This is a genomic window from Streptomyces sp. IMTB 2501 (assembly GCF_001953885.1).
In the GTDB taxonomy this organism is placed as follows: Bacteria; Actinomycetota; Actinomycetes; order Streptomycetales; family Streptomycetaceae; genus Streptomyces.
Genome location: NZ_MQUS01000030.1, coordinates 50,794 through 74,667 on the forward strand (window position 1 = coordinate 50,794; position 23,874 = coordinate 74,667).

The window sequence follows — 23,874 nt, forward strand, 5'->3', positions numbered from 1 at the left end:
CGCCCCCGTCGTCGCCCCTCCCACTGTACTTACCGGCGTCCGGCTCAGGATGTCTTCGGCTTCCCGTGGAGGCGTACCGTGCTGAGAATCTTCATGATCGTCGAGTCCGGCAGCTCGTCCCGCACGCCCGTGGCGCAGAAGAGGGTCCATGCGACCAGGCCACCCGCGGAGTTCTTGAAGCCGAACGTGATGGCCTTGCCGTCGCTCGCGCATTTGCCCTTCTGGGGTGTGTTCCTGGACCGGGCCCAGGCGATGCTGCCCCTGATGCCGGACTTGGTCGTGTACGGCGTCGCCGTCCTGTCGGAGACGATGCTCTTCTCGTCCGGCTGCGTGTAACCGCCGTACACCCACCGCTCCACCTGGCTCAAGGCGGCATCGCCGGTGCTCCTGGCCCCCTTGGCGCCCTTGGTACCCGCCCCCGCCAGCCAGGTGCTGGACGCGAGACCGTCCCTGTCGTCGACGGACACGCACCAGTTCTCCTGGAGGATCGCCGATCCGCTCATGACGATGACGGCCTTGCCCCAGTTGTGGGGGTCGTTGTAGTCAACCTTGCTGTCGTCGAAGCCGATCAGCATGCTCGGCTTCTTGACGTCCCAGTCCGGCGGCACGTCGAAAGCCGTGCCCCACTCGGGGTTGACGACGACTTTCCAGCCCGGGACGGCCGGCCTCTCGGTCCCCCCGGCCTGCGGGTGACCGGACGCCGACGCCGAGGCCGACGCGCTCGGCGAGGCACTCGCCGACGCCTTCGCGTTCCCGCCGCGGCCGTCCGCGCTGTCGTCCTTGCCGCCGCCCAGGAGCAGGGAGCCGGTGACGCCGACGGCCACGACCACGGTCGTGACGGCAGCGATCGCGACGACCTTTGCCCGGTTCCCGCCGCCCCCGCCACTCGACGGCTGCGGCCTCCTCGGCTGCTGGTAGGGGTTCTGGCTGTGAGGGTTCTGCTCGCCCCCGGGCGGCTGTCCTAACGGCATGGTCAGCAACCATAGCCCCTGGCTTTCCCGAGGGCGCCGTCCCGCAGGCGGACTGCGACGACTGACAGCGCACACCTGCCGCGTCGAGCAGGAGAGCCACGGTCGGTGCGACCGGCTCTGTGAGGCGGTCTGCCCGTGGTTCCCGGCCGGCAGTGCCCACCGGCCCGTCGACACGGCGCCGTCTGCCCCCCCGGGGCGTGGGCTTCCCACACGCCGATGGACCAACGCCTGATCGACCACATCACCAGCCTCGTCGAAGGCCTCAGCGAATCCCGCGACAAACCGACCGCGCGAGTCGCCGGACCGGCAAATCGCTGGTCGACCAGCTTCATCCCCGACAGGATGCCGCCATGCGACAGGCCGACGAAGAGTCCGAACTGCTCAAGTTGATCAGCCGCTACGTCACGCCCGACCGGCGCTACCTCAAACTCGGTGGCAGCCTCCTCCGAATGAGTGAGCACGAACGCGCCCACTTCACACGTAAGTTGGGCGAGGCCGCCAGTGAAATCAGCCCTCGTGAACTGGGCATTCTGCTCGACGGGGGATGGCGCGAGCGAAAGACGGCAGCCTGGCTCATCGCGGTTGCGGGAAGAACCGAGTTCCGTAAACGGCTCGGCGAACTCCTGCTCGCCAGCGAAGGACCCTACGCAGGGCAGGCGTACTGCGTTGCTCTGGCCACCTTCGGTACCCCCTCCGACGCCGACCTCCTGGTCGCTTACCTCGATCGCTACCTGCTCCGCCCCGACCTCTGCTACGACCAGACAGCCGCCCTCGGCACGCTCCTCTTGCTCGACGCCAGGCTCGGTGCCGGCCGTGCGGCGGCCCGGTTCCTCACCCCGGGCGGCCTGTGGCAGCAATGGATCGACGGACCACCCAGCAAGGACTACGGCACCCCCGACAGCCACCGTGAGTTCGTCGCCCGGCTCTGCGCCTTCGTTGATGAGAGCGCCAGACACGGCACGGCCTGCGCCGATGACCTTGAAGATGCCTCCGAGTAATCAGCATGGTCACCGCCCAGCACCCTCAGCTTGTGCCCGGCTCGACCTGGTGCGGTTGGGGTGCGGATCCGATCGGGAGCACCGGTGCCGGGTGGTCGCTCGGCCCCGCGCCGGTGATGCCGGCCAGCTGGTCCATGGGAACCGACAGCTGCGTCGCGAGCTCGTCCGCCTGAGGCTGCGGGGTGACACCCCGCGCCCGGCGTTTCGAACAGTTCATGGCCCAGGCGGTTCTCCAGTGCCCGGATCTGCGTGGTGACGGTGGACTGCGACAGTCCCAGCCGGCGTGCCGCGGCGGTGAAGGAGCCCAGGCGGTGCACTGCGAGGAAGGTGCGCAGCAGGTTGAGGTTCAGCGGACCGGACCCATGGGAGTCCTGATCGCTCGTGGTGTCGAGACTACGAGATCCGTGTGGCAGCGAGCGGCCGTCCGTCCCCGCATCAGGCATCGGTTCATCGATACCTGATACCGCTGTTTCCATTGGTGCGGATACGCCGGCGGTTTTAGATTCGAGGCACAAAGCACCCAGCCACCCGACCTCGCACGCGCCAGCCCCCACTCGGCCGGGATGTGCCGACCGTTCGGAAAGTGACCGTGAATCATGAAGGCGATTGCACTTGAACAGTACGGTTCGGCCGATGACCTGCGGCTGATCGAGCTGCCGGATCCCAAGGTGGCGCCCGGTGAGGTCCTCGTCCGGGTGAAGGCGGCGGGGGTCAATCCGGTCGACTGGAAACTCGCCGCCGGGTACCTGGATCCGATCATGGAGGTCCGGTTTCCGCTGATCTCCGGTTGGGACGTCGCGGGCGTCGTGGAACGGGTGGGGTTCGATGCCGGCGAGTTCGCCGTGGGGGACGAGGTCTTCGGCTACGTCCGTAAGGACTGGGCGCAGAACGGCGCGTACGCCGAGCTGGTCTCCGCCCCCGTCCGCACCCTGGCCAGGAAGCCTGCCGCGCTCACCTGGGAGCAGGCCGCGGGGGTACCTCTCGCGGGGCTCACCGCCTATCAGAGCATCAAGCGGGTCGGCCTTGGCAAGGGCGAGACCGTGCTGATCCACGCCGCGGCAGGCGGTGTCGGCTCGCTCGGCGTCCAGATCGCCGTCGCCCTCGGCGCCCGGGTGATCGGTACCGCGAGCGAGCGCAACCACGGCTTCCTCCGCGAGCTCGGCGCGGAGCCGGTCACCTACGGGGACGGGCTCGTCGAGCGCGTACGGGAACTGGCGCCCGACGGCGTGGACGCGGCCCTCGACTTCGTCGGCGACGGCGCGGTGGATGTGTCGCAACAGCTGCTCAAGAAGCGTGACCGGGTCGCCTCCATCACCGATGGCGAGGCAGCGGCGAAGGGCGGCCACTATGTGTGGGTCCGCCCGGACGCGGCCGACCTTGCGGCTCTCGCCGACTTCGCCGACGCGGGCAAGCTCACGGTGCCCGTGGAGCACGCACTGCCGCTGGCCGAGGCGGCCCAGGCGTGGCGCCTGAGCCAGGCGGGCCACACCCGAGGAAAGATCGTCCTGACCGTCTGACATCGCCTGCGGTGACGGGCGCCGGGCCGGTGCTCCGCGCCAGCGGATGGCGGGCCCGCAGTGATGTGTACCCGCCGACGCGAGGTTGTCCGTCGAAACTCCCCAGACAGGGGCAATCAACGGTCAGAGGGATGGCATGCCCGTAGCCACGAACAAGATCCTCGGCAAGATCCCGCTCGACCCGGAGAGCCTGACGCGGCAGATACTGGATGACCAGGGCACCGGCAAGCGATACCTGGACCGGGCCTTCATGGACCGCCTGAAGGACACCATGAAGGTCTCCGACGCGCACATCGACGACTACGACGCCATCCACCTCACCGGCGGCCACGGGGTCATGTTCGACTTTCCGCAGAGCAAGGACCTGGAAACCCTGATCGCCCGGTTCTACGAAACCGGCCGTGTGGTGTCGACCGTCTGCCACGGTGCGGCCGGCCTGCTCGACGTGACCCTGAGCAACGGTGATCCTCTGGTCAAGGGCAAGCGGGTCACTGGGTTCTCGTGGCCCGAAGAGGAACTGGCGAACCGGGCGGAGGCGGTCCCCTGCAACGTCCAGGAAGAGCTGAAGAAGCTCGGCGCCGACTACAGCACGGTCGCCCAGCCGTTCGCCCCGTATGTCGTCGAGGACGGGCGCCTGATCACAGGCCAGAACCCGTTCAGCGCGAGGGCAGTGGCCGAAGCAGTCGTCAGGTGACTCACCGCCGGGTGAGGACAGGGAGATCGTTCTACGATCTGAAGGGCGCCCGCGCCTGGATCCCCCTCGCGACAGCATCCGTCAGGACTCGTCCACGGCTTCCAGCGGCATGTCGCCGAGCGTGCGCAGCATGTCCACCAGCCGCTGCAGTTCCTCCTCGCCGAACATCGATTGCAGTCGTTCGTGCAGTCGCGCGGCCTCGGCAACGGCTGTCTCAAGGTGTCGGCGGCCCGCCTCGGTGAGGGTGATGATGCGGCGCCTGCGGTTGGCCGGGTCCGCCTCCTTGGTCACCAGCTCGCGGGCCTCCAGGCGGTCGAGCAGCTGAGTGATCGTTGTGCGGTCGACGGCGGTCAGGGTGCCCAGGGCTGTCTGGTCCATGCTGCCGTGGTCTCGCAGCACCAGCAGTACCGCGAACTGCGGGGAGGTCAGGTCCGGTACGCGGTGTTGCCAGTTGATCGTCCATGCCTGGGTGGCCCGGCGCAGCTGATGGGGCAGTGACTCGTCGAGCTGCAGCCAGTTGCGGGAGTTTGCGTTCGTCACGAGGAAGAGTATATTCAGTACCCTGATATTCAGGGTACTGAATGTGGATGGTGTCGACATGCGGCTGATCGTGGGGATGACCGGAGCTACGGGCGCGGTGCTCGGTGTACGACTGCTCACCGAGCTGCGCCACCACGATGACGTGGAGACCCACCTGGTGCTCAGCCGGTGGGCGCGCGCCACGCTGGAGACGGAGACCGGGCTCGCCGCCCGCGAAGTGGCTGCGCTCGCCGACGTCACGTACGCCCCCGAAGACCAGGGTGCCGCGATCTCCTCCGGCTCGTTCCGCGCAGACGGCATGGTGATCATCCCGTGCAGCATGAAGACCCTGGCCGGGATCCGCGCCGGGTACGCCGAGGGCCTGGTGGCCCGCGCCGCCGACGTCACACTCAAGGAACGGCGCAGGCTCGTCCTCGTACCCCGGGAAACGCCGCTGAACGAGATCCACCTGGAGAACATGCTCGCGCTGGCCCGCATGGGTGCCTCGATCGTCCCGCCCATGCCCGCCTTCTACAACCACCCCGCCACGGTGGACGACATCGTCGACCACATCGTGGCCCGGGTGCTGGACCAGTTCCGCATCGAATCCGGCGCGGCCCGGCGCTGGCAGGGCATGCGGCACGCCGCCGCCACCCGGCCCACCGGCCCGCCCGTCGACGGCGCATGTTCAGACCTCGTCCCGGTCGACGAAGCCCTTTCCGTAAGCAACGCAAGGGAGTTGAACCATGACCCATCTCTCCGACCTGCGTGAGTACCTCGACGCGCTGGACGCCCTGGGCGACCTCAGGCGCATCGACCGGGAGGTGAGCGCCGACCTGGAGGCCGCCGCCATCACCCGGCTCTCCTACGAACGCCGTTCCCCGGCTCCGCTGTTCGAGAACGTCGCCGGTGTCGAGCCCGGCTTCCGCCTGCTGGGCGCCCCCGCCGGGCTCAGTTCGCTTCCGGACAAGCCGCTGGCCCGCGTGGCGCTCTCCGCCGGTCTGCCCGCCGACACCACGGCCGCCGAACTGGTCGAGCACCTGGCCCGCACCCGGCACGCCACCCCCGTACCCCCCAAGCGCGTCTCGCGCGAGGAGGCGCCCGTCAAGCAGAACGTGCTGCTCGGCGACGCCGCCACCCTCGACCGCTTCCCCGTACCGCGCGTGCACCAGGCCGACGGCGAGCGGTACACCAACACCTGGGGCATCATCGTCGCCCGCACGCCCGACGGCCGGTGGACCAACTGGTCCATCGCCCGGATCATGATGCTCGACGGCCGGCACATGACCGGTCTCGTGGTCCCGCCGCAGCACATCGGCCTGATCTGGAGGGAATGGGCGAAGATCGGCAAGCCCATGCCCTACGCCCTGGTCCAGGGCGGCGCCCCGGCCGTCCCGTTCGTCGGCGGCATCCCACTGCCCAAGGGCATGGACGAGGCCGGCTACATCGGCGCCCTGCACGGCGAACCGCTGCCCGTGGTCCGGTGCGAGACCAACGACCTCGACGTCCCCGCCGGCGCCGAGATCGTCATCGAGGGACACCTGTCCGTGGGCCGTGACGCACTGGAGGGCCCGTTCGGCGAGTTCGCCGGATACGCCTCCGACGAGACCTCGATGCAGCCCGTCTACAGCATCGACGCCATCACCTACCGCGACGACCCCATCTGGCCCCTGGTCGCCGAAGGCCGCCCGGTGGACGAGTACCACACCGTCACCGGCGTCGGCGAGGCCGCCGAGATGCTCGCCGACCTGCGTACCGCCGGTCTGCCCGTCAGCACCGTGTGGCTGCCGCTGCGCGCAGCGGCCCACTGGTCCGTGGTGACCGTGCCCGCCGACTGGCGCGACCGGCTGCCGGGCACGGACGCGGACGCGTTCGTCCACCGGATCGGCGAGGTACTGGCCGCCTCCCGCGCGGGCCGCGTGACCTCGAACGTCTTCGTCCTGGACGACGACATCGACCCGGCCGACGACGACGATCTGCTGTGGGCCCTGGCCACTCGCGTCCACCCCGTCCAGCACGCAGAGGCGTGGGACGGCCGTATCCACCCTCTCCTGGGCTGCTACACACCCGAGGAGAAGGAGACCCGCCGCGGCCCGGTGGTCGTCCACAACGCCCTCCAGCCCGCACTGGGCTCGGGCCGCCTGCCGCACAGCTCCTTCGCCCAGGCATACCCCGCAGAGATCCGCCAGAAGGTCCTGGCCCACTGGACCGACTGACCACCCGCCCCGGCCCCATCCGCCCGGCCCGCCTGCCTGGCGCGTCGCCGGCGAGGTGTTGGCCCGTCAGCCATCCGCTCTGTTGCGATTCGGCGCATTGAGGAGGACGGCCAACCGGTGTCATGAACGGCCCTTGGAGGCGTCCGCGAGAGTCGGCGGGGGAACGATGAGGGACCCCATGGATCGAGCAGAAGCGCGCGGAGGCCGATCGGGTCAAAGCCGGTCTGCCTGTCCGCAGGGACGGCCTCTCGGCCTTCCCCCCAGGGCTGCCTCCGGGTAGAGAAGCGCCCGCGAAACGATCGCCATCTGGCTCATGACCGTGACACGGCGTTCCGTACCGCCCTCGCCGAACCAGGCTGGTGCAGACGATCGAGGACGCCCACATCCACCACCCCGGGCCCAACAGCATCAGCATCGTCAGCGCCACCCAGGCGCTCGGACGACCCACCAACGGATGGGTCAACAGGGCGACCAACGCGACGAACATCAGGTCCTTGAACAGCTCCAGAGTCCATCACGAGACTCAGCGTGAGGGGATCACACAGGAGGAAGCGCTGCAGGGAATCGAGGTCAGCCCCGGCAGGGCTTCCGAGCACCTCCTCGCGCTGGGACGCCCCTCTGTCCTGCCCGCCGCCACGACCTCTGACGCTGAGGCCGGAGATGTCGAGGAGAACCTGCGGGTCAGTGAGCGGTCGGTGGAACGCCGGCGTCGTGCCTGGCGAGAGGGCGGAACGGCCGCGCTCGCCTCTGCTGGACCGCCGAAACTGCCAAGCTGACCGATGAGCAGTTCGCCGAGTTGGAGAAGGAGCTGGCTCGGGGGCCGACCGCACACGGCGGGGAGTGAGGACCCGCACTGGACGCTGGCCGGGTTCAGGGTTCTGATTGCCCGGACGTTCAGGCTGGATTGCTCGTCGGCGGCGGTGTGGCGGTTGCTGCATCGGCATGGCTGGCCCTGGCAGTGTCCTGCCCGCCGGGCGGTGGGGCGCGACGAGCGTGCGGTGGGTCTGTGGAAGAAGGATGTGTGGCCGCGGGCGGAATGACCGCGGCGGCGCTGGGGGCGTACGTCGTCTTCGAGGACGAGGCTGGGTTCTCGATGACACCACCGCGCGCCGGCACATGGGGCCGGCGTGGGCACACACCGGTCGTGCGGGTGCGGGGCCGCTCCTGGCGCCGCTGGTCGAGCGCCGCCATGTGCTGCTTCAAACCGGGCGAGACCTCTGGGCTCGTCTACCGGCCGCGCCGCCACCGCAAGCACCGGGGCAAAGGATGCGACACCTTCGCCTGGAGCGGTTGCCGCGACCTGATCGTCCGCGTCCATATCCAGCTCCAGGCCCCCATCGTCCTGATCTGGGACAACCTCAACACACACCGGGCCGCCGGAATGCGCGAGTACGCCGCCGCACACGACTGGCTCCCCGTCATTCAACTGCCCTTATACGCACCGGATCTGAACCCGGCCGAGGGCATCTGGTCGCTGTTACGGCGTGGCCCACTGGCCAACACCCGGGGGACGGGGAGCGGGGGAGGAGCCCGACGTGACGGCGGGCTGGGCGCGTTGCAAGGGACCGGTGTCCCCGCGTTCGTGTCAGCGCGGACGCGCGGCCTGTACTGCTTGCGCTGGTCGGCCGGATCCCCCGCCCCACGGGGGCGGGGGAAGGGAACCAGCGACCGGAGAGAAGTCAGTGCTGACCGGTCATCCTGCCTTCACCAGCTTCCACTGCTGGTTGGCGCCCCCGTTCGGATTCCACTGGATGATGGGGGCGTTCTGGCTGGTCGAAGCGCCGGAGACATCGACCAAGTGGCCGCTGTCGCGGGATTCGATGGTGTAGGCCCCGTTGGCGGACGGTGTCACCGCCCATTGCTGGTTCGTGCCGCCGCCTGCTCCCCACAGGTTCAGTTGGGTGCCGGGCAACGTGGTTGCCGCCGGCACGTCCAGTGCCTTGTTGCTGCCGATGCCGGTGATGGCGTAGTAGCCATCCGCGTTGGCGGTCAGCGTCCACTTCTGGTTCGCCCCGCCGTTGGCCGGCCACTGGATGATCGGCGTCCCGTCCGAAGTGGCGCCGCCGGAGGCGTCGAGCAGCATGCCGCTGTTGACGTTGACGAGGTTGTACGTCCCGTTCAGGCTCGATGCCGTACCCGGTGTGACGGACAGGTTCGAGTATTGGACGCCGTAGTACCCCTTTGTGGTGGAGTCCCAGACGGTGCCGAGCCCGATCTGTCCGGCGCCGTAGCTGCTGTCGGTGAGGCTCGCAACCTGTATGCCGTCGATCTTCGCGGTGATGGTGCTGTCCTGGAAGGTGAGGGAGAGGCGGTGCCAGGTATTGGTGCCCGGTACTGTCTTGAGCTTGCCGCTCGCACCCGGGAGGGTGGTGAATCCCCATGACTGGTCGCTCTTCTGCAGCGACCAGTTGCCCGCGGTGTCCAGGGTCAGGTGGTAGGCGTTGAGGCCGTTGTTGTTCTGCCTCTGCCAGCCGACGTGACCCAGCAGGTCGGCTCCGCCTCCCGAGTGCTCCATCAGCACGTCCGCGGAGACGGTGTAGTTGGACCAGTTGACGTCGCCCGTTGTGGTGTAGGGCTGATTCCTGGATTCGTTGGTCCACCGGATCGGTGCCGTGGTGGTCATCTGGCGCAGGCATCGGCCGCTACGCCCCCCGCCGCAGGGCGCCGCTTCGAAGGCGCCGTTCATGCCGGCGAAGTACTTGGCCTCCCTGCCCGTGGGGTAGTCGGCGAAGTTGTCCGAGTACGGGAGCGTTTGCAGGGTGCGGCGCGGACCGGTGGTGGTGCCGGGCGCCTGCCCCGTGGTGGTGGTCACGGTGTAGAGGTGCTTGGGCTCCAGGGTGAGCTGATAGGTGCCGCCGGTGGCCGTCAGGTCGGGCGCGGCCACCATGCGCGGATGCTCGCCGCTCTGGTCGGTGGTCCAGACGTGCAGGGCGCCGCCGGGCAGCCCTCCGGCGACGGACAGGGAGACGGTCTGGTCGGCGGTGGCGTCCATGGTCTCGAACACCGTGCTCCAGGCGGACTTGTCCGGGGCCGCGTAACTGACGTAGCTGCCGTCCGCCCGGTTGCCGCCGAGATAGCCGCTGGATGCGTCCAGGTACTTCCACCCTGGGGAGGTGAACTGGCTGGTCTGAGCCATTGTCCAGGCGCTGCGGCCGACGCTGTAGGCGCCGGACCAGGGCTGGTTAGCCTGGATCAGGCCCACCCCGTTGTAGTCGAGGTTGGGGGAGATCGAGGCGACGATCGGCCAGTTGATGTAGGCGGTCAACTTGGCGTCCAGATAACCATGGTTGATGCCCCGGGCCATCGCCATGGCTCCGGCATCGGCGTCGTCCGAGCCGTTCTCGCTCGCCCACAGCTGTTTTCCGGAGGCTTGCGCGTTGGCCGAGCTGGAGCAGTTGGTCTGGCTGCTTCGGTAGCCGCAGACGTAGTGCGCGCCGATGATGTCCACGGCAGAGGACAGCGCGGAGTTGGAGGCGATGTCGTCCGCTATCGCCCAGTCGTTGTCCGCTCCGACCACCTTCGTGGCATAGCCGTGCTTCGCAAGGGCGGCGTGCAGGGCTTCGTACCAGGCGGGGCTTTGCCTGCTGTCGTACCTCTCGTTCCAGCCGCCGAGGTAGTCGATGGCGAAGTTGTGCTGCTTGGCGCAGTCGAGCCAGTTCATGAGGTAGTCCACCGTCGACGGTGAGCGGGTGGACCAGAAGTTGCCGCCGCCGAGGAAGCCCGGAGCACCCCAGGCGAGGCCGTACAGCTTGATGTGCGGGTTACGTTGCTTGGCCTGCTGCATCAGCCACCATTCATAGCCGTTGCTGCAGTTGATGGTGCCGGGCGAGTGCTCGATGCTGGGTTCCGCACCGTCGGTGGTGTTGGTGTCGCCGCCGATCTCCACCTTCAGGATCTGCAGGGACGCGCCGTAGCCGGGCTTGAAGAGATAGTCCAGGATCTGGCTGCGCTGCGGCTCGGGGTAGTCGACGAGCAGGCGGCTGTTGCCGCCGCCACCGCTGATGGCTCCGACGCCGTCGAACGTGCGGCCCCGGGAGTTGCCGTCGACGCTGATCGTGGTTGCGGTCGCGGCGTGAGCGCGGGTCGGTGCCATGCCAGTGGCCAGTACCAGGCAGAGACTGATGACAGCGAGAACTGCCGCCCAGGAGCGCGGGGCTCTCGTACAGTCGGGATGTGGGTGCCTTCTGGTGGGCATCACGATCGTCCTTCCTGAGCAGGGCGCTTCGATGAGGCCGAGCGGCGAGCGGTCGGCATCGCGTGATTTCCGGGCAGGGCGCTTGCGGCCAGGACATCGTGGTGGAACCCGTGATCGCTACGCCGGCGAACTCGCCTCGGGTTCGGCAGGAGGGGCGTGTGAATCTGGTACCGCTGTCTACGCGTCGTGCCCAATGCCGTAGTTGTATCGCGCCCCCACTCAAGACTGTCAAGACTCTGTGAGTTCTTTTCAAACGAAACTTCGCATGACCAAACAAGTTTGAACAACGACCGGAACGCCGCGGGCGGGCTTGACAAGTTCGCCCCGCATCCTGTGAAGCCGTGAGCGCGGTTGTTCTCGGCAACGGGTGAACGCAGCCGCGTACGGAGGATGAAAAGTGGGCCACTCCGCCACCGTCAGCCCCGGGCCCCCGTTGCCGGTGACAGCGGTGGTTCCTGGTGGGAGCCGTAGCGCTCCATGCGCTGCCAGCGCAGGCGGCTGCCGGACAGGGCCGTGGCGACCGACTGGACCACCACGAGGTACATCAGCTGGCGGTAGACGAACTGTTGGAACGGCAGGCTCCACAGCGGTCCGAGTCGTTCGCCGTCGAGCCGGAACGCGTAGGCCCCGGTGACGACCTGGATGAGCAGGAATGAGCACCACAGCAGCAGTACGTGGACGGGGTCGAGGAAGATCAGCCCGTACACGCTCAGCACGTCGACCAAGGGTGCGAACAGCGGCAGCAGCACCTGGAAAAGCAGCAGGAAGAGCAGCCCGCGCCGGCCGAATCTGCCGGCCGCTCCGCTCTGGCGGACGGCGCGGCGGTGCTTCCACATCGCCTGCAGGGTCCCGTAGCACCAGCGGTAACGCTGCCGCCACAGGGCGCCGAGGGAAGCGGGAGCCTCGGTCCAGGCGATGGCCTTCTCCTCGTAGACCACGCGCCAGCCGTCACGCCAGATCGCCATGGTGAGGTCGGTGTCCTCGGCGAGTGTCGCCTCGGAGACACCACCGACGCGCACCAGAGCGGCCCGGCGCCAGGCACCGATCGCGCCCGGCACCGTCGGCATGCACCGGGCCAGATCGAACAGCCGCCGGTCCAGGTTGAAGCCGACGACGTACTCGATGTGCTGCCAACGGCCCAGCAGACCGCTCCGGTTGACGACCTTGGCGTTGCCGGAGACCGCTCCGATCCCCGGGTCGGAGAACGGCTGCACCAGATGGCGGACCGCGTCCGGCTCGAAGACCGTGTCGCCGTCCATCATCGCCACGATCTCGTGCGAGGCGGCGGCGATCCCCGTGTTGAGCGCGGCGGGCTTGCCCGCGTTCTGCTGGCGGATCACCCGTACGCCCGGCAGACCGAGTGCCTCGACGATGTCGGCGGTGCCGTCGGTTGAGCCGTCGTCCACGACGATGATCTCGACCGGGTGGTCGGATGCGACCAGGGACCGGACGGTCGCCTCGATACCCGCCGACTCGTTGTAGGCCGGGACGATCACCGACACCGGTTCGGTCACCGGCGCTCCCCAGGCCTTCCTGGCATGGCGCCGGTGCCTGGCCGCGGCGATCATGGAGATCACCGCACGCACGATGCCCAGCAGTCCGGCGACGAGCAGCAGCAGGTCGAGTCCGTCGAGACCCCAAAGCGCCCCCTTGAGCAGCCATAGCAGCCCGAGGCCGAGCAGGTACTGCCCGGTGGAGGCGGGGCGGTTGGCGCCGGTGAGGTGGAATGCCTGGCTGACCGTCTGGAAGCGGTAGCCGCGCGCCTTGAGGCTGGGGATCAGCGTGTCCAGCGCGGCGACGGTCTGTGCGCGGTCACCGCCGGCATCGTGGAAGAGGATCACCTGGCCGGTGGACCCGGGAGGGGTGGCGTTTCGGACGATCCTCCGCACGCCGGGCTTCTGCCAGTCCTCGCTGTCCTGGGTGACGAGCACGGTCAGATAGCCCTGCTTGCCGAGCTGTCGCATCGTGGCCCAGTCGGCGTTGCCCACCGCGTCGGCGCTGGACGAGTACGGGGGCCGGAAGAGGCTGCTGGTGACACCCGCGGCGCCGGCCACCGCGAGCTGGTCCTCACGCATCTCCAGCGTGCGCTGCCAGCCGGGCAGGGCGGGCAGGTAGGGGTGGGTGAAGCTGTGCAGGCCGAGTTCGTCGTGATCCCTCGCCATCCGCGCGACCAAGTCGGGGTGTGTGGCCACGCCGGTGCCCACGAGGAAGAAGGTCGCGGGCACGTGGTGCCGTTCCAGCGCCGCCAGGACCCTGGGGGTCCAGGTCGGGTCCGGGCCGTCGTCGAAGGTGAGCACTACGGTGTGCGCCGGTGAGGTCAGCGAGACCGGTGTGGATCCGCTGGACGAGATCACCGGGCCGCCGTTCTCGACCGACGGCGGCACCTGGTCGACGGGTCCCTGCGGAGGGTTCCCGCCGTCGTCCTGGAAGCCGAACATGTGCTGCGTGTAACCCTCGATGAGCAGGGTGAGGGTGAGGGTCAGCACCATGGTCACCAGCAGCACCCAGTGGGTGCGTACCGGAGTTTCGCGGGCGCTGCGGCCACGCCGTGGGGAAGAGCTCACATCGGTGATTTCTGGGATGAGTGACGAGTTTGGAACGGAACTGCGGGCGCGGCCCGGGGGATGGGGGTCCTGGCAGACCGTCAGAGCCCGAGCGTGCCGTGGGTGGGCGGGGCGGAGGGCGTCGCGGTCGGGGTCCCCTTGGGGTGCGGGAACGGCTTGTGCCCCTTGGTCCGCGTCGGACTCGGGGACGGCGTCGCGGTCGAGGACGGCATCGTGGGCGGGGACGATTTTGCCGTCGGGGACGATTTCACCGTCGAGGGCGACTTCGCCTTGGCGGACGCGCCGCCGACGGCTTTCGCCACAGTCGTCGCCAGGCCCGAGCTCCGGTGCCGCTGGGCGGTGTCGGCCGCCGCGGCCGTCGGAGATGCCCCGGCCCGGGGTGCCTCGTGCGCGTGCGCGGCGACGGCGCCCGGCTTGGGCCGCAGGGGGTGCGGCAGCAGCGCCGGCAGGGTCGGGCCGCCCAGGAAGGTGCTGACGAGCAGGGCGACGTAGGCCGCTGCCGGAGTCACCAGCGCGGCCACCAGGATGCGCAGCCGCCTGCGGCGGCCTCCTGACATGTCGACGAAGATGGGTTTGGGGGCGGGGTGTCGTATCGGCAGGCCGCTCGGATTTGGTGTGTCGCCGGTGGGCTCGGCCGGGGAGCCAGCCACGGCAGGCCCCTGGGTCGGCTGCTGAATGGGGACATCGGGAGACGGTGACGTGTCATACGTCACTTCGTCCCCGGCGGGCGCCGAGCCCTCCGGAATGGTCTGCACGAGATCCAGACACTAGTGGCTTAAAACTGCTTGCAGTACAGAAACCGTTGAAGCTCGCGGAAAAAGTCCGCAAAGCGGATGAGCGGGTCGGCTCGGTGGGCGCCGTGAAGTACGTCAGTCCTGCGGCCTGCTGATGGTCAGTTTGAAGTCGGCGCCCACGGTCAGCGGAGCCTTCAGATCCCACTCGCCACGGTCCGCGAGCTCCTGCAGCGCCTGCGACCGGTCGACCGCCTGCGGCCAGTCGTTCTCGCGGCCGTCCGTGCAGGGGTGCTTCATGTGCTTCCGGCGGACGGTGTTGAACCGGGCCAGCCATGTCGCCTCGTTCACACCGGAGGCCGGGTTGCCCCCGAGCATCTTGTCGGTCTCATGGGCGATCTTCAGCATGCCGTCGCAGTCGTCGGACGTCTGGCCCATCATCAGGGCGGTGTCGTAGAGGTTCTCCAGGCCGAGCTCGCTCTTCACCCCCTCCTGCGCGCCCAGCTTCACGGCAGGGACGAGGTACGTGTCGTGTCCCACCTGGATCTGCAGCCTCCGGAAGACCGGGTCCAGGGCGGCCTTCTTCCAGTCGCGCACGAACGAATCGCCGAGCGCGCCGGTGTCGTCGCTCGCCGAGTCGGCCAGTCGCTGAAGGACGGTGGTGTACTTCGCGAGCGCGTTGTGCGGTGCGACGGCGTCGTACCTCTTGACCAGCCCGAGCATGTCGCCGCTCTGGCTGCAGAACCCGATCCAACCCGCCGTGTAGCCGCAGCCGTCGTGCAGATCGGTGATGTAGGCGTACTGCGGAACGGCGGCACCGTTCTCGAATACCGCGGTGATGTCATCCATCATCGGCGTCGCCGCCGGACCCGCCGCAGGCGTCACCGAAGCACCGGCCGTACCGCCGGCATGACCGGCCTTGTCAGCCTTACCTGCCGTGCCGGACGTGCAGCCGCCCACGGTGAGCACCGCACCGAGGACGACGAGCAGGGTGCGACGTATCCCGGTCAACTCCACGAACCGCTCCGGCCTGTTCCTTGCTGACTGCGCCAGCTCACTGAAGAGCCCCCCTCCTCGCGCAGAAACCACAAGCAGGAGGCTCGATCAATTACCGCGTACTTCTTCTTGCCCTGGGTCTTGCCGGGGATCTTAGCGTGCTGGGTTTTTGCTGGTCAGGGTGCTGGGCACGTACGCCGGAGAGGCCGACGGTGGGCGGCGTCGGCTGCTGTCGGACGGCGATTGCCGGGAGGAACATTCGGGATCCCGACGGGCTCCTGGAAGCAGGGTCGAGACAGGCAAGTGCCGGCTGACCCGCGTACCGCGCGCCTGACCCATCTATCCATCCCTCCGTCCACTCCCAGCGCATGAATGGCAGCGAGTAGCTCGGCCAACGCCGAGCGAACCCGATACATCTTGTGCGCGCTTCCAGCGGGATCGAATCCTTGATCGAAGGTGCTGGTTCATGTCCGGTGATGCCGTACTCGCAGGTCAGCGCCGTCCGGCAGGATGCTCCGCCATCCGCTCACGCGTGTGGAGGCGGAGGGGATGCTCCGAGCACGGGTGCGGCCAGTGCGAGGTGCGTGTCGGATTACGGCGATGGCGGGCAGTGCGGTTCGTGTGTGTTTGAAGGCCGCAAGATGCCTGGTCGAGCAGGGGATCGGCTCATCAGGTCCCGATTGATCAGATGGATCCCGTCGCCGCGATACTGAGGCAAATGGCAGACGACCGGTCAAATCGTCGTCTCCGCCCGGAGGTCGGGCGGGATGATGCCGGTGGAGCGGCCGTCGGGTCCAGGAGGTGGTCGAGCAGCTTGTCCTGGTGCAGGGTGATGACGCGGTCGACGATGTCGAGGCTCGGGTGGGCGGTGGTGAGCTGGGATTCCAGGCGCAGGACGTCGCTGACGGAGTGCAGGCTGGCCTGGAGGATGAGGTTGTGAGGGCCGCTGACGGCGGCGCAGTTACGGGTTTCGGGCAGGCGGGTGAGGGCGGGTCCGAGCAGGCAGGCGTTGAACGGGTTGCCGGATGGAGGAGACTTTGCCGCCTGGGACGATCCGTACCACTTGGGGGCATCTCTCTGCGATCCTCCAGGCCGCCGTGGAGGGGAGGACGGCAGGGTGGTGAAGCATCCGATGAAGGGGAGTCGCACCGCCCGGCCGCCGGCCAAGCCTGCGCAGAAGGCGAGGGCGTGGTCGCGCGGGCAGGCGATGCGGGTGCGCGCTGGACTCCCGGAGCGGTACCGCCTCGCAGTCGACTTGGGGGTGGGGCTCGGCCTGCGCCAGAACGAGGTATTCGGGCTGTTCCCGGAGGACCTCGATGCGGAGAACGGGGTCGTACATGTCCGGCGTCAGGTTTGCATGATCGACGGCCACCTCTTCTTTGCGCTCGCCAAGTGTGGGAGGACGCGGGGAGTCCATGTGGCGCCCGGCGCCCTGACCGGCATCGAACAGCACGCGAAGCGCTGGCCGCCGGTCGTGGTGGAACTCCCGTGGGAGAGTCCCACGAACCTCAGAACGAACGGCGGCGCGTCGACGGGGCTCCGCGTGCTTACCCACTTTCCTGGCTACCCGGCAGCGGCGCCCACGCAACCGCGACACATGGAACACGCGCCTTTGGAAGTCCGCGTTCGCCTCCGCGGGGCTGATCGGCAGAATGGACCCCGATTCCGGCGGGGCCAAGTGGGAGCCGTCACGCGAGCTCGGTTTCCATGCCTTGCGCCACACCTACGCTTGGATTGCCTGGTTCAGCGGGGAGGCGACTGCCTGGAAACCCCCTGACGGTCATACGGGGCGTGAGAGGCTGGAAACATGCAGGTCATCGCGTATGTAGCGGAATTCATGCGTTTAACGGTCTTCGGGCAGCGGACGCCCCGCCGACCTGCAGAGATTTTCGTGAGTCAGTGCTATGACCTGCACCGTTGTACGGAATCGAAAGCCCTCCGCGTCCCGGCCCGTCCCGTGCTGAAACTCCCTGAAAACTCCCTGGATTCGTACTCGAACTCCCTGGAAAACCCCCTGGGGTGAGGGTGCGGCTCGGGAGTTTTGGGCCGCCGGCCTGGCCTGATGGGCATTGGATGCGTCACAGCAGGTCAGTGGCCCGGAGTGCGGTCGGGTGCAGCCTGCCAGGGCTGTGGTCCTGTGCTTCCGGTTGCCCGTGGCTGACCGCCTCCTTCGGCGCGGCAGCGGAGCGAGGCGGACAAATGCCGCTGTGGCTCTGCCTTCTGGTAGAGGCGGGTCGTCCGTAAGGCGCAGGGGATCCCCTCACGGAGCTGTCGATAATCGACGTCATGTCGTCGAGCGCACCACCAGCTGTCGAGAAACGCCTGGCCCGTAGTCCCTTCACGGGGCCCGAAGAGCGGGGGCGGCAGCTCTGGCGGGCGGGGGGTGAGGCGGTTCTGGCCGCGGTGGTGGTGCTTCTCACCTACCTGGTCGAGTCGTGGATCGAGGCCAGGCTGGCGGGTCGGGTCCCGGCTCTGGCGGTCATCGGCATCGCGTTGGTGCTGGTGCGGCGCCGTTTTCCGGTGGTTGGTGTGATCGGGCTCGCGGCACTGATGGGGGTAGCGCCGGCGGCGGCGTTGCTGACCGCGGTGGCGGCCTACACCGCGGCCCGGCAATGGGAGACGCCGCGGCGGCGGGTGGGGCTGCTGCTGGGGGCGGCCGGTGTGGCGACGGTGACATGTGCGATGTCCGCGCCCGTGCTGGAGGTGGCCAGTTGGGTGTTCGGTCTGGCACTGGGTGCGGTGCTCGCGGTGACCACGGTCGTGGTGCCTGGCCTGGTGGGCACTGCTGCGGGGCAGCAGGACCGGCTGTTTCGGGCGTTGCGGGAGCGTACGGCCGCCGCTGAGGAGGCGCGGCGACTGGCAGACAGCGAGGCGCGGGTGCGCGAGCGATCGCGGATCGCCGCGGAGATGCACGATCTGGTCGGGCACCGGCTGAGCGTGGTCTCCCTGTACTCGGACGGGCTGGAGCTGGCGCTGCGCAAGGAGGCGCCCGCGCTGCGGGACGAGGCCGCTGTGGTGGGTCGTACCGCCCGTGAGGCGATGCGGGAGCTGCGGGAGGTGCTGGGGGTCCTGGGCCCGCTGGGGCAGGACACCGGTACTGATGCGCTGACGGATGCGACGGGTACGCGCCGGGACATCGAGGCGCTGGTCGAGGAGTCCCGCGGCGCCGGCATCCCTGTTGAGCTGTGCTGGGAAGGACCTGATCTCGACGCGCGGCCGGCCAGGGTGCGGCGGGCGGTGCACCGCGTGGTGCGCGAGTCGCTGACCAATGTCCACCGGTACGCGGTCGGAGCCCATGTGACCGTCTGTGTCCGCCACGCCGGCGAGCGGGTGGAGGTGCGGGTACGTAACGGTGTGCCTCCGGTGCCGCCCGCCGCTGTGACCGGGCTGGGCACCGGGCGTGGGCTGATCGGGCTGCGGGAGCGGGTGGCGCTGCTGGGCGGTGATCTGGAGGCGGGGCGGACGCCTGGTGGCGGCTTCGCCGTGACCGCCGATATCCCTGCCGAGTCCGGGCCCGGTGCGGAACCGGTGGCGGCCGAGCCGTATGAGGAGGGGCCGGGCGTCCCTGTCGAGGAGCCCGGCCGCGGGCTCTCCGCCTTCCAGCGGCGCCTCGGCGGTGCCGTCATCGGGCTGGTCGGCCTGGCTGGCGTGGGTGTGATGATGCTGTTCGGGCTCGTTCTTGTGCACGATGCGCAGTTCGCTTCCCACCCTCGGAGCGGCGAAGAGCCCCGGGTGGGGATGTCACGGGAGCGGGTGGAGCGGGCCGTGTCCTTCGACTCCGATACGGTGCGCGCTGCCGCCGCAGGGCGTGAGCCGGCGCGGCCGGCGTCCGCCACGGACTGCCTGTATCCCTATGTGGACAAGGGGGAGGGGCCCAAGGGCGGGCGGCTGGAGATCGTCCGCTACTGCTTCCGGGCCGACACTCTGATCGCGATCGACCGATTCACCGTTCCGATGGTCACGGAGAAGGTGACCGAACCACCGCATGAGAGAAGGACACATGAATGACCGAGCCAACTCCGCGGGTTCCGGGACGGGTTCCGGGATCCGGGTGCTGCTCGCCGATGACGAGGAGATGATTCGGCACGCCATCCGGCTGATCCTCCGGCACACCGACGGCATCGACGTGGTGGGCGAGGCGGTCAACGGTGCCGAGGCCGTCCGGCTCGCCGCCGAGCACCGGCCCGATGTGGTGCTCCTTGACATCCGTATGCCCGTCCTCGACGGGCTGGCGGCCATCGAACCGCTGATCGCGCTCGACCCCAGGCCGCAGGTCGTCATGCTCACCACCTTCGGCGACGAAGAGAACGTCACCCGGGCCCTGCGGGCGGGCGCCACCGGCTTCCTGCTGAAGGACGAGGGGGCGCAGGAGTTGATCCGCGCGGTGCGGGCGGCGGCTGCGGGGGATGCCGTGCTCTCGCCGGGTGTCACCGGGACGGTGATCCGGCGGATGCTGAGCGGCGGCGGGACCGTTGCCCCGGAGAGCAGGATGGCGGGGCTGACCGGCCGGGAGCGGGAGGTGCTGGTCCTGCTGGGAGAGGGGATCTCGAACCCGGAGATCGGCAGGCGGCTCGGCATCGGCGTAGGCACGGTCAAGAGCCACGTCCGGTCGATCCTGGAGAAGACAGGTTGCGGCAGCCGGGTGCAGGCGGGGCTGCTGGCGCACCAGGCCGGGCTCATGGGCTGAAGCGCCTGGCTGGGGCTGCCTGACCTGTCTCCGGGGAGAGCCGGCGGCTCTCTCTGTTGGTAGAGGGGGGCGTGGTCCGTGAGGGCGACGTGGCAGCGGCGGGTCTGCCTGTTGGCAGGCGGCGTATTCGCGACCTGAGGGCGACGGATTCGCGGGTGGGCCGCCGCCACGATGGTCGGGAGTTTCGCAGCCCTTCCAGGAGCACCTATGCCGCCGCATGCCACTGCCACCACCCGCCTCCGCGCCCCCTCCGTTGCCGCTCGCGCGACGGGGCTGACCAAGGTCTACGGCGAGGGCGAGACCCGCGTCGTCGCCCTCGACTCGGTGACCGTGGAGTTCGGACGCGGCCGGTTCACCGCGATCATGGGCCCGTCCGGCTCGGGCAAGTCGACGCTGATGCACTGCATGGCGGGCCTCGACGCCGTCTCCGGCGGGTCTGCTCAGATCGGTGCCACCGAGCTGTCCGGACTGAAGGACCGTCAGCTCACGAGGCTCCGTCGGGAGAAGATCGGTTTCGTCTTCCAGTCGTTCAACCTGCTGCCCACGCTGGATGCCCTGGAGAACATCACGCTGCCGCTCGATATCGCCGGCCGTAGGCCCGACCAGGAGTGGCTGGAGCTGATCGTGGGGACCGTCGGCCTCTCCGGGCGGTTGCGGCACCGTCCCGCGCAGCTCTCCGGCGGCCAGCAGCAGCGCGTGGCCGTGGCCCGTGCACTGGCCGGGCGTCCGGAGATCATCTTCGCGGACGAGCCGACCGGCAACCTCGACTCCCGCTCCGGCGCGGAGGTCCTGGGCTTTCTACGGGATTCGGTACGCGAGTTGGGGCAGACGGTGGTGCTGGTCACGCACGACCCGGTGGCCGCCTCCTACGCGGACCGGGTGGTCTTCCTCGCCGACGGACGCGTCACGGACGAACTGCCCGATCCCACCCCCGAGTCCGTGCTGGACCGCATGCCGCTGTTCGACGCCAAGGAGCGGACGAACTGACGTGGCCCGCAGCCGCTCACCGCCCCGTCTCCCGCCTCCGCGCTCCGTCACCTCGCACTCAGGACTGAACCGATCACCATGCTGCGTACCGCCTTGCGCAACGTCCTTGCGCACAAAGCCCGATTGACCATGACAGCGCTCGCGGTGCTGCTCGGCGTCGCCTTCGTCTCGGGCACCCTCGTCTTCGCCGACACCACAGCGAACGCCTTCCGCAATGCCTCGTCCCAGAGCCTCAAGGGCGTGGCCGTCTCGGTGCGAGCGGATGAGGTCACGACCGCTCCCGCTATGACGGGCGGCGAGGACGGCAAATCGACCACCGCCCTCGACATCGCGCTGGCGCGGAAGATCCGCCGACTGCCCGGCGTCGACTCGGTGCGCCCCATCGTCCACGGCCAGGCCACCTTGGCCGGTAAGGACGGCCGCCCGGTCAACGCCGACACCAAGGGGCAGAATCTGGCCACCAACTACCTGCCGGGCAGAGACGGCAAGGACAGCCGCTTCCCGCTGCGGGAAGGGCGCGGCCCCGCTGCCGAGGACGAGCTGGCGCTGGACGCCAGGACCGCCGCCAAGGCCGGCTACCGCATCGGCGACACCGTCCGCTTCGCCACCGACGGGCCCGCCCTGACCAAGAAGCTGGTCGGAATCGTCGCCACCGACGACCCCCAGGTCACCGCCGGCGGCACCCTCACCCTCTTTGACACCCGAACCGCGCAGAAACTGTTCCGCCATCCCGGCCGGTTCGACGAGATCACGGTCGAGGCCCGCGCGGGGACCGACGAGCACGCCCTCACCGACCAGGTGCAGGCATTGCTCCCCAGCAACGGGGCCAGGGCCATCAGCGGCACCGAACTGGCCGCCGAGCAGTCCGCCCAGATCGCCAAGAACACCGGATACCTCACCAAGACGCTGCTGGTCTTCGCCGGCATCGCGCTGTTCGTCGGCGTGTTCCTCATCGCCAACACCTTCACCATGCTGATCGCTCAGCGCAGCCGGGAGATCGCGCTGCTGCGGGCCGTGGGCGCTTCGCGCTGCCAGGTCGTCCGCTCCGTCCTCGTCGAGGCGGGTCTGCTCGGCCTCGTAGCCTCCGTTTGCGGATTCGCGCTCGGCCTCGGCATCGCCACCGCCATGCGCCCGTTGCTCAACACGACCGGTGCCGCACTGCCCGACGGACCGCTGGTCATCACGCCCGCAGCCCCGCTGGCCTCGCTCGCGGTCGGCGTCGTCATCACCGTTCTGGCGGCCTGGCTGCCCTCTCGCAGGGCCGCAGAGATCGCCCCCGTGGCGGCGCTCAGCAGCGTCGACCAGGCCCCGCCCGCCCGCGCCCTGAGGGTCCGCAACGTGCTCGGCGCCGTGCTCACCGGGGCCGGGGCGCTGGTGATGCTCTACGTCTCCACGCTCAGGACCAGCAAAGAGTCGAACCTGATGGCCGCGATGCTCGGCGGTGTACTGACCCTCGGCGGAGTGATCGTGCTGGCCCCGCTGGTCTCCCGGCCGCTGATCGTGCTGGCCGGCAAGGTCACTACCCGCTTCTTCGGCGTCAGCGGCAAGCTGGCCGAACAGAACGCGCTGCGCAACCCGCGTCGCACCGCCGCCACCGCATCCGCCCTGATGATCGGGCTCGCCCTGATCACTGGTCTGACCGTCGGCGCCCACTCCGCCCAGCAAGCCATGGCCAAGGAGGCCACCCAGGGCCTGACCGCCGACTACAAGGTCAACTACAGCACCGCCCGTGGGCTCGCCCCGGACGCCGCTGGCAAGATCGCCCGGCTGCCCGGGGTCGCCGCGGCCGCCCCCGTCACCACGGCGCAGCTCGGCACCCACGGCGAGTACGCCGTCATCACCGGCACGGATGCGAAGGCGTTCGGCGAGGTTGCACGGCTCGACTTCCGCGCCGGCTCGCTGCACGACATCGGCCCCGGGAGGATCGCGGTCTCCGACGAGTTCGCAGGGCGAGCTGGGCTCCAGGTCGGTACCACTCTCGACGCCGAGATGGGCGGCGGCATGGACAGCGGCAAGGCCGTGAAGCGGAAGCTGACGGTCGTCGGCATCTACGCCAAGACCCGCACCGTCGACGAGGCGCTGGGTACGCGCGCCGACGTGCTCCCATACTCCGTGACGAAGCAGTTCGACAACCTGCTGGTCAAGGCCGAGCCCGGCAAGGCCGGCGGCCTTGAGCACATGATCCGCGCCGCGCTCGGTGACAGCCCGCTGCTGAAGGTCCGCTCCCAGGAGCAGCTGATCAAGGACAACAACGAGTCGGTCACCACGGTCCTCAGCATGATGTACGGGCTGCTCGGCATGGCTGTCGTCATCGCGATCCTCGGCGTCGTCAACACCCTGGCCATGTCGGTCTTCGAACGTACCCGCGAGATCGGGATGCTGCGCGCCATAGGTCTCGACCGTTCCGGCATCCGGCAGATGGTCCGGCTGGAGTCGGTGGTCATCTCACTGTTCGGCGCGGTCCTCGGTATCGGCACCGGCATCTTCCTGGCCTGGGCCGCAGGCGGTCTGACCACGACCTCGATGCACGATTACGAGACCGTCCTGCCGTGGGGAAGGCTCGGCATCTTCCTGGTCCTGGCCCTGATGACCGGTGTCCTTGCCGCCATCTGGCCGGCCCGCCGAGCCGCCCACCTGAACATGCTGCGGTCGATCCAGGCGAGTTGAGCCCGTCAGCCCAAGGGCGGCACCCCGCCTGAGCGCCTGGCGGCCGCGTGGCCACCACCTGAACACGCCCCCCACAAGCCCTCTGAAGAGCGGCGCGGCCGATCGGCGGCCGGCGCCCGAGAAGTTCCGAGC

The 23,874-nt window shown here is 69.1% G+C and carries 17 protein-coding genes and 2 pseudogenes; 12 read left to right on the forward strand and 7 right to left on the reverse strand.

Annotated features, from left to right (window positions below):
• Nucleotides 1-44: 44 nt before the first annotated feature.
• Nucleotides 45-971 carry a hypothetical protein gene (locus AV521_RS36710; protein ID WP_076094868.1) on the reverse strand — a complete coding sequence of 309 codons (927 nt, stop codon included), beginning with the start codon at nt 969-971 and terminating at the stop codon, nt 45-47.
• A 350-nt stretch (nt 972-1,321) separates the two neighbouring features.
• On the opposite strand from AV521_RS36710, the gene AV521_RS36715 reads away from it, so the two are divergent.
• Nucleotides 1,322-1,969 (forward strand): DUF6000 family protein, encoded by a 648-nt coding sequence (locus AV521_RS36715; RefSeq protein WP_076094869.1) that lies wholly within the window; start codon nt 1,322-1,324, stop codon nt 1,967-1,969.
• A 100-nt stretch (nt 1,970-2,069) separates the two neighbouring features.
• Here the strand turns inward: AV521_RS36715 and AV521_RS51550 are convergent.
• A pseudogene (locus tag AV521_RS51550) lies at nt 2,070-2,412 on the reverse strand (LysR family transcriptional regulator); the annotation flags it as partial.
• A 153-nt stretch (nt 2,413-2,565) separates the two neighbouring features.
• On the opposite strand from AV521_RS51550, the gene AV521_RS36725 reads away from it, so the two are divergent.
• Nucleotides 2,566-3,486, forward strand: a complete 921-nt coding sequence (locus tag AV521_RS36725; protein WP_076094873.1) for an NADP-dependent oxidoreductase — start codon at nt 2,566-2,568, stop codon at nt 3,484-3,486.
• A gap of 136 nt (nt 3,487-3,622) precedes the next feature.
• Nucleotides 3,623-4,180, forward strand: coding sequence for a type 1 glutamine amidotransferase domain-containing protein (locus AV521_RS36730; RefSeq protein ID WP_079249585.1), 558 nt, complete (start codon nt 3,623-3,625; stop codon nt 4,178-4,180).
• A gap of 81 nt (nt 4,181-4,261) precedes the next feature.
• On the opposite strand, the gene AV521_RS36735 is transcribed toward AV521_RS36730, so the two are convergent.
• On the reverse strand, nt 4,262-4,720 hold the full coding sequence (locus AV521_RS36735; protein ID WP_179023663.1) for a MarR family transcriptional regulator: 459 nt from the start codon (nt 4,718-4,720) through the stop codon (nt 4,262-4,264).
• Between the two features lie 58 nt (nt 4,721-4,778).
• Between AV521_RS36735 and AV521_RS36740 the strand changes: the two genes are divergently transcribed.
• The 5 genes and pseudogenes from AV521_RS36740 to AV521_RS36760 all read left to right on the forward strand — a co-directional run.
• The gene (locus tag AV521_RS36740; RefSeq protein WP_076094875.1) at nt 4,779-5,471 is read left to right on the forward strand and encodes a non-oxidative hydroxyarylic acid decarboxylases subunit B; all 693 of its coding nucleotides are present in this window, start codon (nt 4,779-4,781) and stop codon (nt 5,469-5,471) included.
• Complete coding sequence (locus tag AV521_RS36745) at nt 5,446-6,915, forward strand: UbiD family decarboxylase (RefSeq protein WP_076094877.1); 1,470 nt, start codon at nt 5,446-5,448, stop codon at nt 6,913-6,915. The genes AV521_RS36740 and AV521_RS36745 overlap by 26 nt, the downstream gene beginning before the upstream one ends.
• A 359-nt stretch (nt 6,916-7,274) precedes the next feature.
• Nucleotides 7,275-7,691 carry a hypothetical protein gene (locus AV521_RS51555; RefSeq protein ID WP_256725830.1) on the forward strand — a complete coding sequence of 139 codons (417 nt, stop codon included), beginning with the start codon at nt 7,275-7,277 and terminating at the stop codon, nt 7,689-7,691.
• A gap of 3 nt (nt 7,692-7,694) precedes the next feature.
• Nucleotides 7,695-7,955 carry a winged helix-turn-helix domain-containing protein gene (locus AV521_RS51560; protein ID WP_256725831.1) on the forward strand — a complete coding sequence of 87 codons (261 nt, stop codon included), beginning with the start codon at nt 7,695-7,697 and terminating at the stop codon, nt 7,953-7,955.
• A pseudogene (locus AV521_RS36760) lies at nt 7,952-8,389 on the forward strand (transposase); the annotation flags it as partial. The gene AV521_RS51560 and the pseudogene AV521_RS36760, both read left to right, overlap by 4 nt.
• 219 nt (nt 8,390-8,608) lie before the next feature.
• On the opposite strand, the gene AV521_RS36765 reads toward AV521_RS36760, so the two are convergent.
• The 4 genes from AV521_RS36765 to AV521_RS36780 all read right to left on the reverse strand — a co-directional run bounded on the left by AV521_RS36765 (nt 8,609) and on the right by AV521_RS36780 (nt 15,416).
• On the reverse strand, nt 8,609-11,008 hold the full coding sequence (locus AV521_RS36765) for an RICIN domain-containing protein (RefSeq protein ID WP_256725832.1): 2,400 nt from the start codon (nt 11,006-11,008) through the stop codon (nt 8,609-8,611).
• 518 nt (nt 11,009-11,526) lie between these two features.
• On the reverse strand, nt 11,527-13,599 hold the full coding sequence (locus AV521_RS36770) for a glycosyltransferase (RefSeq protein ID WP_079249596.1): 2,073 nt from the start codon (nt 13,597-13,599) through the stop codon (nt 11,527-11,529).
• A gap of 155 nt (nt 13,600-13,754) precedes the next feature.
• The gene (locus AV521_RS48855; RefSeq protein WP_143658718.1) at nt 13,755-14,324 is read right to left on the reverse strand and encodes a hypothetical protein; all 570 of its coding nucleotides are present in this window, start codon (nt 14,322-14,324) and stop codon (nt 13,755-13,757) included.
• Between the two features lie 219 nt (nt 14,325-14,543).
• Nucleotides 14,544-15,416: a chitosanase gene (locus AV521_RS36780; protein WP_143658719.1), complete on the reverse strand. Its 873-nt coding sequence runs from the start codon at nt 15,414-15,416 to the stop codon at nt 14,544-14,546.
• Nucleotides 15,417-17,687: 2,271 nt separating this feature from the next.
• Between AV521_RS36780 and AV521_RS36785 the strand changes: the two genes are divergently transcribed.
• From AV521_RS36785 to AV521_RS36800, 4 genes are all read left to right on the forward strand, one after another.
• Complete coding sequence (locus AV521_RS36785) at nt 17,688-19,409, forward strand: sensor histidine kinase (protein ID WP_076094882.1); 1,722 nt, start codon at nt 17,688-17,690, stop codon at nt 19,407-19,409.
• On the forward strand, nt 19,402-20,088 hold the full coding sequence (locus AV521_RS36790; RefSeq protein ID WP_076094884.1) for a response regulator transcription factor: 687 nt from the start codon (nt 19,402-19,404) through the stop codon (nt 20,086-20,088). Before AV521_RS36785 ends, AV521_RS36790 begins: the two co-directional genes overlap by 8 nt.
• 207 nt (nt 20,089-20,295) lie before the next feature.
• Nucleotides 20,296-21,075, forward strand: a complete 780-nt coding sequence (locus AV521_RS36795) for an ABC transporter ATP-binding protein (protein WP_076094885.1) — start codon at nt 20,296-20,298, stop codon at nt 21,073-21,075.
• Nucleotides 21,076-21,153: 78 nt separating this feature from the next.
• Nucleotides 21,154-23,742, forward strand: a complete 2,589-nt coding sequence (locus tag AV521_RS36800) for an ABC transporter permease (RefSeq protein WP_076094887.1) — start codon at nt 21,154-21,156, stop codon at nt 23,740-23,742.
• The last annotated feature ends 132 nt before the right edge of the window (nt 23,743-23,874 follow it).